The organism is Pseudomonas sp. NCIMB 10586 (assembly GCF_023127895.1).
Classification (GTDB): Bacteria; Pseudomonadota; Gammaproteobacteria; order Pseudomonadales; family Pseudomonadaceae; genus Aquipseudomonas; species Aquipseudomonas synxantha_A.
The window spans coordinates 561935-571483 of record NZ_SPKQ01000050.1 but is presented as its reverse complement, the minus strand read 5'-3'; the positions used below and the strand labels follow the sequence as shown (position 1 = coordinate 571483).

8 protein-coding genes and 1 pseudogene are annotated in these 9549 nt (G+C 58.6%); 2 read left to right on the top strand and 7 right to left on the bottom strand.

Features of this window, described 5'->3' with window-relative positions; translation table 11 throughout:
• From E4P01_RS26190 to acs, 7 genes are all read right to left on the bottom strand, one after another.
• Nucleotides 1–981 carry a GlxA family transcriptional regulator gene (locus E4P01_RS26190; RefSeq protein WP_005790635.1) on the bottom strand — a complete coding sequence of 327 codons (981 nt, stop codon included), beginning with the start codon at nt 979–981 and terminating at the stop codon, nt 1–3.
• Between the two features lie 246 nt (nt 982–1227).
• Nucleotides 1228–1992 (bottom strand): ATP-binding cassette domain-containing protein, encoded by a 765-nt coding sequence (locus tag E4P01_RS26185; protein ID WP_005790637.1) that lies wholly within the window; start codon nt 1990–1992, stop codon nt 1228–1230.
• A gap of 27 nt (nt 1993–2019) precedes the next feature.
• A complete protein-coding gene (locus tag E4P01_RS26180) occupies nt 2020–3132 on the bottom strand; it encodes a succinylglutamate desuccinylase/aspartoacylase family protein (RefSeq protein WP_032879825.1) in 1113 nt (370 codons plus the stop codon).
• A 1-nt stretch (nt 3133) separates the two neighbouring features.
• A complete protein-coding gene (locus E4P01_RS26175) occupies nt 3134–3832 on the bottom strand; it encodes an ABC transporter permease (RefSeq protein ID WP_103734779.1) in 699 nt (232 codons plus the stop codon).
• A complete protein-coding gene (locus E4P01_RS26170; protein ID WP_032879821.1) occupies nt 3829–4518 on the bottom strand; it encodes an ABC transporter permease in 690 nt (229 codons plus the stop codon). Before E4P01_RS26170 ends, E4P01_RS26175 begins: the two co-directional genes overlap by 4 nt.
• A gap of 91 nt (nt 4519–4609) precedes the next feature.
• On the bottom strand, nt 4610–5395 hold the full coding sequence (locus E4P01_RS26165) for an ABC transporter substrate-binding protein (protein WP_032879819.1): 786 nt from the start codon (nt 5393–5395) through the stop codon (nt 4610–4612).
• A gap of 658 nt (nt 5396–6053) precedes the next feature.
• Nucleotides 6054–8009 carry an acetate--CoA ligase gene (gene acs / locus E4P01_RS26160; RefSeq protein ID WP_005790645.1) on the bottom strand — a complete coding sequence of 652 codons (1956 nt, stop codon included), beginning with the start codon at nt 8007–8009 and terminating at the stop codon, nt 6054–6056.
• A gap of 397 nt (nt 8010–8406) precedes the next feature.
• Between acs and E4P01_RS26155 the strand changes: the two genes are divergently transcribed.
• Both E4P01_RS26155 and E4P01_RS26150 read left to right on the top strand, forming a co-directional pair.
• Nucleotides 8407–8676: a DUF2790 domain-containing protein gene (locus E4P01_RS26155; RefSeq protein ID WP_014719601.1), complete on the top strand. Its 270-nt coding sequence runs from the start codon at nt 8407–8409 to the stop codon at nt 8674–8676.
• A gap of 573 nt (nt 8677–9249) precedes the next feature.
• Nucleotides 9250–9549: pseudogene (locus E4P01_RS26150) on the top strand (ribonucleotide-diphosphate reductase subunit beta); the annotation flags it as partial.

Here is a 9549-nt window from a genome sequence, read left to right as displayed (position 1 = left end):
TCAGCCGCGCTCTGAGGGCACCGACGACAACTCGAAGGGACTGCTGCTGCGCCGCTGGTTGCGGTCTTCGCGCGGCGTGGCGCCAAAGAAATTGCGGTAAGCGCTGGAGAAATGCGGCCCCGAGGAGAAGCCGCACGACAGGCCGATCTGGATGATCGACTTGCTGGTTTGCATCAACATCTGGCGCGCCTTGTTCAGGCGCAGTTCCAGGTAGTACTGGCTGGGGACGCGATTGAGGTATTGCTTGAAGATCCGTTCCAGTTGTCGTCGCGACACGCACACGTGCTGGGCGATCTCGTCGGTGGTCAGCGGCTCTTCGATATTGGCTTCCATCAACAGCACCGCCTGGGTCAGCTTGGGATGGCTGGAGCCCAGGCGGTTTTGCAGTGGAATACGTTGGCGCTCACCGCCTTCGCGGATGCGCTCCACCACCAATTCCTCGGACACAGCACCGGCCAACTCCGCGCCGTGATCGCGGGCCAGCACCGCCAGCAGCAGGTCGAGTACCGACATGCCGCCACAAGCGGTCAGGCGATCACGGTCCCAGTCGAACAAATGGCTGGTGGCGATGACCTTGGGGAAGCGCTCGGCAAAGTCATCCTGCCAGCGCCAATGCACGGCAGCACGATAACCATCCAACAGACCAAGCTGGGCCAACGGGTACACACCCGCCGATAACCCACCGATCACGCACCCGGCCCGAACCAGCTGCTTGAGCGCAGTGCTGAGCTGCGACGCAATGACGGTAGGCGGTTCATCCGCCAGCAGGAACAGTTTCTGAAAGCCTTCCAACTTGCCGGCCCACGGCTCGCCCGGCAACTGCCAGGCCCCCTCGGTTTGCGGCTCGGCCTGCAGAAAAGACAACTCGTAGACCACATCCGGATGCACCCGCTGAGCAACGCGCAAGGCCTCCTCAGCCAGCGCAAGCGTGAGTGCTTTTGTGCTGGGCCAAATCAGGAAACCAATTTTGTGGGCGGTCATGGAGTGCTATCCGGAGCGAAAACAGTGAAAGAAGCCGTGGGCCAATGCTAGCCCGTAATCAACTACAAATCCCAAAACAAACAGAGATCAAAAGTGGGAGCTGGCTTGCCTGCGATGACGGTGGGTCAGTTAACACATCATTGACTGATGCATCGCTATCGCAGGCAAGCCAGCTCCCACAAGAGATCGGGGCTAACCTCAAGACTGCGGAGCATGCACTATCCCGGTGCACAAAAGCAGCCTTGATTATTTCAAACTGCCAGAGAGGAACTGCTGCAACCGTTCGGACTGCGGGTTCACCAGCACTTCCCGCGGATTACCACGCTCTTCAACAATGCCTTTGTGCAAAAACACCAACTGGTTCGACACTTCACGGGCAAAGCCCATTTCGTGGGTCACCACTACCATGGTGCGGCCTTCCTGGGCCAGGTCCTGCATGACCTTGAGCACTTCGCCCACCAGCTCCGGATCCAGCGCCGAAGTAGGCTCATCGAACAGCATCACCTCGGGTTCCATCGCCAAGGCACGGGCAATCGCCACACGCTGCTGCTCGCCACCGGACATGTGGCCGGGGAACGCATCCTTACGATGGCCCACGCCGACCTTGGCCAGGTAATGCTCGGCCTTTTCACGGGCCTCTTTCTTCGACATGCCCAGCACGTGCACCGGGGCTTCCATCACGTTTTCAAGCGCGGTCATATGCGACCACAGGTTGAAATGCTGGAACACCATGGACAGGCGTGAACGCATACGTTGCAGTTGCTTGGGGTCGGCAGCCTTCATGGCGCCATCCTTGTTGGCCACCAGTTTCAGCTCTTCGTTATTGAGCAGAATCTTGCCGGCGTGGGGCTGCTCCAGCAGGTTGATGCAGCGCAAAAAGGTACTTTTGCCCGAACCGCTGGAACCGATGATGCTGATCACATCACCGGCCGCTGCGGCCAAGGACACACCTTTGAGCACTTCATGACTGCCATAGCGTTTATGCAGGTCTTGGACTTCAAGCTTGTACATGCGGTCGGTTCTCACAAAAACAGGTGGTCAGTCGTTGAGCAAGCGCCCGTGACGCAGCGCTTCGCGCCCCGCCACCTTGGCCAGCCAGAAACCCGCTTGGGCATAACGTAGCCGTTCAACGGCAAACAACACCCCCGAGGTGCCCGCACAAATGGTACTTACGCGGTCGGTCAGGGGGTCAATCACTTCAAAAATCTCGTCGCCGGTTTCTACCCAGTCGCCAGCTTTACGCAGGTAACTGATCACACCGGCATGGGGGGCGAACAGCAACTCGGTGCCTTCGAAGGGCATGCCTTCACAAGGTTCATGTTGCGGTGCGGGCCATTGGCCCCTGATCAAGCCCTGTTCGGCGAGGAATGCCAGAATGCCTTCGGCGTGGAAGATCGCTTCATCACGGCCGGTGTCGGCCTGGCCGCCCAACTCCAACGTTGTCGCCAGACAGGCCAACGGAATCCGGGCCTCGGGGAACAGGCGCGATAAACGCAGCCACGGCAACGAGCACGCCTCGTCAAACGAACTGCCGCCGGAATCTTCCGCCAGCAGGCCGACCTTCACATTCAAATGCGCTGACAGCGACCGCCACTGCGGCCAGTGCTGCGGCAGCGCATACATGTGCAGCGCGGCTTCGGCATCGCAATGCAGGTCCAGCACCACATCGGCGGTGCAGGCATGGCTCAGCAGAATGCGCTGCATGCCTTGCAACTGGCTGCTCGGCTCGGGCAAGGCGGTGAGCGTATCGCTCATGGCCTGGCGAATCATGCGCACATTGGCGTGCGGGTCATCGCTCAGTTTGTCTTGCAGCAACGCAGCGACCGGCTCGCTCAACTCAACGAAGTCGCGATTGAAATTCTTGCCGCTGCCCACTTCGAAACGCCCCTGATGGCTGCCTTGCAACAGCTGGCCAAGGCCCATCGGGTTGGCCACCGGCACCAGCTCGATCACGCCGTTGAGGGCGCCCTGCTGTTCCAGCTCGGTGAGGCGTTTTTTCAGTTCCCATGCGGCACGCATACCCGGCAACTCATCAGCGTGCAGGCTGGCCTGGATATAGGCCTTGCGCTCGCCGCTGCCGAAGCGGAACACGCTCAGTTGGCGCTCGCAGCCCAGGTGCCCCCAGGGCAGCAGATGATCGATACGTTCCATATCAGTGCTTCCGTGGAGCCAGATAGCTCAGCCAGCGGCGCTCGGCCAACTTGAACAGGCGCACCAGAATGAAGGTCAGGCACAGGTAGAACACGCCGGCGGTGATGTAGGCTTCGAACGGCAGGTAATACTGGGCATTGACCGTACGCGCGGCACCGGTGATGTCGATCAGCGTGACGATGGACGCCAGGCTGGTGGTCTGCAGCATCATGATCACTTCATTGCTGTACTGCGGCAGTGCGCGGCGCAGGGCCGATGGCAACAGGATGCGGCGGTACAGCTTGTAGCGCGACATACCCATGGCCTTGGCCGCTTCGATCTCACCGTTAGGCGTGGCCTTGAGGCTACCGGCGATAATCTCGGCGGTGTAGGCGCTGGTGTTGATCGCAAAGGCCAGGCAGGCGCAGAAGGTCGCGCTGGACAGCAGTGGCCACAGGAAGCTCTCGCGTACTGTTTCGAACTGCGCCAGGCCGTAGTAGATCAAAAACAGCTGCACCAGCATCGGCGTGCCGCGGATCACGTAGGTGTAGAGCCAGGCCACGCCGTTGACGATTGGCTGCTTGGACACGCGCATCAAGCCCAGGGGCAAGGCCGCGAGCAGGCCGAAGAACAGCGAAATGGCAAGCAGTTTCAGGGTGGTCAGCAGGCCGCCAAGGTACAGCGGCATGGCCTCCCAGATGACGTTGTAGTCGAAGATCATAGATCAGCCGCCCTTACGCCTACCGAGTAGCGCTTCTCAAGATGACGCAAGGCCAGCAACGACACACTGGTGATCACCAGGTACATCGCCGCCACTGCGAGGAAGAAGGTAAAAGGTTCGCGGGTGGCATCGGCCGCCTGCTTGGCCTTGAACATCATGTCTTGCAAACCCACCACCGAAATCAGCGCGGTGGCCTTGGTCAATACCAGCCAGTTGTTGGTAAACCCGGGGATCGCCAGCCGAATCATCTGCGGCACCATCACCCGGAAAAACACCTGGAAGCTGCTCATGCCATACGCCAGGCCGGCTTCAGCCTGGCCCTTGGGAATGGCCATGAAGGCGCCACGGAAAGTTTCCGAAAGGTAGGCGCCAAAGATGAAACCCAGGGTGCCGATACCGGCGGCCAAGGGGTTCAAGTCGATATAGTCGTCAAAGCCCAATAGCGGCGCGACGCGGTTGAGCAAGTCCTGGCCGCCATAGAAAATCAGCAGGATCAGCACCAGGTCGGGGATCCCGCGGATCACCGTGGAGTACAAGTCACCCAGCCAAGCCAACCAGCGCACCGGCGACAGGCGTAACGCGACCCCGATCAGACCCAGAACAATGGCCAAGGCCATGGACGACAAGGCGAGCTGAAGCGTCAACCATGCGCCATCGAGGATAACGGCCCCGTAGCCTTTCAACATGATTCAGGTCCTCGAAAAGGGGGATGAAAAAATGGCGCAAACTTCAGAATGACTGGTGCTTGCGCCATTTCGGACAGACAGCTGCGACTATTTACTTGGCATCAGCGCCGTAGATATCGAAGTCGAAGTATTTGTCTTGGATTTTCTTGTATTCGCCGTTGGCACGAATCGCGGTAATCGCTGCGTTGATGCGCTCAAGGTTTTCCTTGTCGCCTTTGCGCACTGCGATACCAATGCCGTCGCCAAAGTATTTGGCTTCGGTGAACGACGGGCCTACAAAAGCGTAGCCTTTGCCGGCGTCGGTTTTCAGGAAGCCGTCCTGCAGCAGGGTAGCGTCAGCCACGGTACCGTCGAGACGACCGGCGGCCACGTCCAGGTAGATTTCGTTCTGGGTGCTGTAACCCTTGATATCCGCACCTTTTGGCGCCAGGACTTCACGGGCGAAACGGTCGTGGATCGAACCGCGCTGCACACCGATCTTCTTGCCCTTCAATTCATCCAGGCTGTCACTGACGGTGGTGCCTTCCTTCATCACCAGGCGCGCTGGGGACAGGTAGTAGCGAGTGGTGAAGTCCACGGACTTCTTGCGGTCTTCGGTGATGGACATGGACGACAGGATCGCGTCGATCTTGCGCACTTTCAGTGCAGGGATCAGGCCGTCGAACTCTTGCTCGACCCAAGTGCACTTGACGTCCATCTGCTTGCACAGCGCATTGCCGATGTCGTAGTCAAACCCGACGATGCTGCCGTCCGGTGCCTTCGAAGCAAACGGAGGGTAAGCCGCTTCGATACCAATTTTCAGTGGCTTGCCTTCGGCGAAAGCCTGCATGGACAGCACGGACAGCGCCAGGGCGCCCAACAGCACGAGTTTCTTCATCTTGGGACTCCATCGGTATAGGGCAAAAACAGCAGTATGAGCCATGGCCCACGATGCGCGAAGGTGTAACCGAATAGCGGGGCTGCGTCCTGCGCGGGCGACACCTGCGACGACGAGCGAGTGATCGGCATTCTAACGACAGGCCGGAAGCCGATATTTCCTCAATGCGACAACAATTTACAGAAGCACTGAGAAAGCGGTTCCAGCTCATTGACAGCCTCTGATATTTATGCAGAGACAAAAGATATTAAACCTGATGATGCTGCAAATTGCGGGCCTATTATTCGCAAACCCTTCTAGCACGGCAAGTGTGGCGTTTAATCTAATTTATCAGGGGGTCTAAAACGCGGTTTTCAGGGGCGCAAGCGTGGTCCATCGCCTCAGGTTTTGATGCGGGGTTACACATTTGCACCAGCCGGTAACATTCTGAAACGTCCCACAGCAAAAACCGATATTTATTGGCTTGGTGGTTAAAATGCGCTCCAAATGTGAGAGGGGGCTTGCTCCCGATAGCGGCGGGTCAGCCAGTATATTTGGCACAGACCTGATGCTATCGGGAGCAAGCCCCCTCCCACACTGGATATCTGGTGATTGTTAGATCCCGTAGAAAAGCCCCATCCGGCTTAAACCGGATGGGGCTTTATTTGACTATCCGCGCTTACGCGACGTTCATGGTCTTGTGCGTCTCAATCAAATGCGCCACCACACTTGGATCCGCCAGGGTGGAAATATCCCCCAGCCCATCGTATTCAGCCGTAGCGATCTTGCGCAAAATGCGGCGCATGATTTTCCCCGACCGTGTCTTCGGCAGCCCCGGCGCCCACTGGATCACATCCGGTGAAGCAATCGGGCCGATTTCCTTGCGCACCCAGTTTTTCAGCTCCAGGCGCAGCGCTTCGTTGGGCTCTTCGCCATTCTTGAGCGTGACATACACATAGATGCCCTGCCCCTTGATGTCGTGCGGCACACCCACCACCGCGGCTTCGGCGACTTTCGGGTGGGCAACCATGGCGCTTTCAATCTCGGCAGTGCCCATGCGGTGGCCGGACACGTTCAACACATCATCCACACGACCGGTGATCCACCAGTAGCCATCTTCATCGCGACGGGCGCCATCGCCAGTGAAGTACATGCCGCGGAAGGTCTTGAAATAGGTATCGACGAAACGGTCATGGTCGCCGTACAGGGTACGCGCCTGGCCAGGCCACGAATCGAGGATCACCAGATTGCCTTCGGCAGCGCCTTCAATAATGTTACCGAGGTTGTCCACCAGCGCCGGCACTACACCAAAGAAAGGCCGCGCGGCCGAGCCTGGCTTGAGCGCGTGGGCGCCCGGCAATGGGCTCATCAGGGTCGCGCCGGTTTCAGTCTGCCACCAGGTATCGACAATCGGGCAACGGGATTGGCCGACATTCTTGTAGTACCAGTCCCAGGCTTCCGGGTTGATCGGCTCGCCCACCGAGCCGAGCAGGCGCAGGCTGCTGCCGTCGGCGCCTTCGCAGGCGGCAGTGCCGGAGGCCATCATGGCGCGGATCGCAGTGGGTGCGGTGTAGAGGATGTTGACCTTGTGCTTGTCGACGATCTTCGCCACCCGGGTGATGTCCGGGTAGTTCGGCACGCCTTCGAACAGCAGCGTAGTCGCGCCATTGGCCAACGGGCCGTAGACGATATAGGTGTGGCCGGTGACCCAGCCGACGTCGGCGGTGCACCAGTAGATTTCGCCGGGGCGGTAGTCGAACACTCGCTCGTGGGTCAGGGCGGCATACAACAAGTAGCCGCCGGTGGTGTGCTGCACGCCTTTAGGCTTGCCGGTGGAACCGGAGGTGTAGAGGATGAATAGCGCTTCTTCGGCGCCCATCTCTTTTGGCGCACACACGGTGCCCGCCACTTTCATCAAGTCTTCGTACCAGATGTCACGATGCTGGTTCCACTTGATCGCGCCATTGGTGCGCTTGCACACAATAACCTTCTGGATGCTGCTGGTTTCCGGGTTGGTCAGGGCGTCGTCGACGTTAGCCTTAAGCGGAATCTTCTTACCGGCGCGGATGCCTTCGTCAGCGGTGATCACCACTTTCGACTTACAGTCGATAATGCGACCGGCCAGGGCTTCCGGGGAAAAACCGCCGAACACCACCGAATGGATCGCACCGATGCGGGTACAGGCCAACATGGCGACCACGGCTTCGGGAATCATCGGCATATAGATAGTCACCACGTCACCGCGGTGCACATCCTGGCCACGCAAGGCGTTGGCGAACTTGCAGACTTCCTCATGCAGCTCGCGGTAGGTGATATTGCGGCTCTCGGCGGGGTCATCGCCCTCCCAGATGATCGCGATCTGGTCACCACGTTCGGCAAGGTGACGGTCCAGGCAGTTGTAGGAAACGTTCAAGGTGCCATCGGCAAACCATTTGATGTCGACATGGTGGTCGTCGAACGAGGTCTGCTTCACCGCGGTGAAAGGCTTGACCCAGTCAAGGCGCTTGGCTTGCTCACGCCAGAAGCCATCGGGGTTGACCACCGACTGCTGGTACATGGCCTTGTAGGTTGCCTCGTCGGTCAGCGTGTTGGCTGCTACTTCGGGGCGAACAGGGTACAGGGAAGCCGCACTCATCTTTCTTACCTCGGTGACATAGTTGTTGTTGTATGGCCCCTGTTGTAGCCGGGGTGGGCCTATAGAACCATTCGACGATGGTAGTAACAAGACCCTACAAATTGCCCTGCTATGCCTGCTTGCTGCTCTGGCCCGCGGCCTGCGGTGCGTTGCGGGTAACTGAAAAAACGTAGATCGACCGATTGTTACAAAAACCGCCAAAGGTGTTTATCAAAAGCACGGGTATATGAATATAACGCGCAGGCTTAGAATCACTTCCGCCAACCAAGGCACTGTGATTAACACCGTAACAGCCCCCACGAAGGCACGTTAATCCGAACTTCCCAACTTTTAAGTTACACACGCGGCCTCACAAGGGCCCCGTGACCCCTTTCGCCCTGAAGAAGGTAATGAAGAAATGAAAGCTCTATTAGTTATGGCCCTCAGCAGCTTGTGCGCCACCGCCGCCCTGGCCGACGAAGCCCCGACTGAGCTGGCCGGCCAGAATGCACCGATCGTTGAGGACTACACCTATAGCACTCACTTGGATGTGGCTAAAGTATTGTCCATGAGCAGTATTCCGGAAGTCTGTGAAGTTGTTCCGGTAAAGATGGAATATGAAGACTCCCAAGGTCAACGACACATCCTCAACTATCAAGTGATGGGCAATGGTTGCTCTAACGGATAACAACTTGGTTATTTAGATTCAACCCGGATCTTGGTCGCCGCAAGAAATCAATCTTGCGGCCAAGAACCCACCTCGAATACACCGCAAATCAAATGTGGGAGCTGGCTTGCCTGCGACCGCGGTTTCAGCCACGACGTCCCATACAGCCCTTCTCACCTGCTCCCTCCCCTCCCCATAAAATTTCTCCCAACACCCGCCAGAAATTTCCATCCCCAGCAAAGCCTTGCAAACACTCGCTCTGGCCGAAAACCACGTCATTTTGGCGCGCTCAAGTGACCATCCGCCGCAACACAAACCCAAATTTTTCCCTATAATGCGCGGGTAAATCGGGCCTGCAATATCCCTTTACACTGGGACGAAGAGCCAGACCTGAGGCATCCCGCGCGAGCTTGCACCTACCGCTGCGCACCTCAAGCCTCACGCAGAGCACCCGTAGCCCTATTCCGTTTAATGCGTGCGCTAGCTGCAACAAACGATTCCTTAAGATCCACCGCGGCCATTGGGCCGTGTGAACACCCAACCATCCGGTTTCACACGGGCACCTTTGAGCCCTCACGCAGGAGACGACACGTCATGCTGAGCTGGGACGAATTCGACAAAGAAGAAGAAGGCGAAGTAGCCGCTAAAGGCGCCAACGCCGGCCACGCCACCGAAGCCAACATGGACCGCCTCGACGGTGCCGGCGCCGCTGCCGCCATCGAAGCCCGCGCCGTCACCGCCAGTGATTCGGCCGCCATCGTGCGCGCCAAGGCCGCCCTGGACAAACTCGACGTCGCCGAAGGCCTCGCTGAGCTGGAAGGCTCCGCCGCCCGCGTCGCCGTTGACGAAAAGCGCATGATCAACTGCCGCGCCGACCTCAACCAACTCGTGCCT

Coding starts and splice junctions, on each gene's coding strand:
- E4P01_RS26190 (WP_005790635.1), bottom strand. CDS start 981: ATGACCGCCCACAAAATTGGTTTCCTGATTTGGCCCAGCACAAAAGCA.
- E4P01_RS26185 (WP_005790637.1), bottom strand. CDS start 1,992: ATGTACAAGCTTGAAGTCCAAGACCTGCATAAACGCTATGGCAGTCAT.
- E4P01_RS26180 (WP_032879825.1), bottom strand. CDS start 3,132: ATGGAACGTATCGATCATCTGCTGCCCTGGGGGCACCTGGGCTGCGAG.
- E4P01_RS26175 (WP_103734779.1), bottom strand. CDS start 3,832: ATGATCTTCGACTACAACGTCATCTGGGAGGCCATGCCGCTGTACCTT.
- E4P01_RS26170 (WP_032879821.1), bottom strand. CDS start 4,518: ATGTTGAAAGGCTACGGGGCCGTTATCCTCGATGGCGCATGGTTGACG.
- E4P01_RS26165 (WP_032879819.1), bottom strand. CDS start 5,395: ATGAAGAAACTCGTGCTGTTGGGCGCCCTGGCGCTGTCCGTGCTGTCC.
- acs (WP_005790645.1), bottom strand. CDS start 8,009: ATGAGTGCGGCTTCCCTGTACCCTGTTCGCCCCGAAGTAGCAGCCAAC.
- E4P01_RS26155 (WP_014719601.1), top strand. CDS start 8,407: ATGAAAGCTCTATTAGTTATGGCCCTCAGCAGCTTGTGCGCCACCGCC.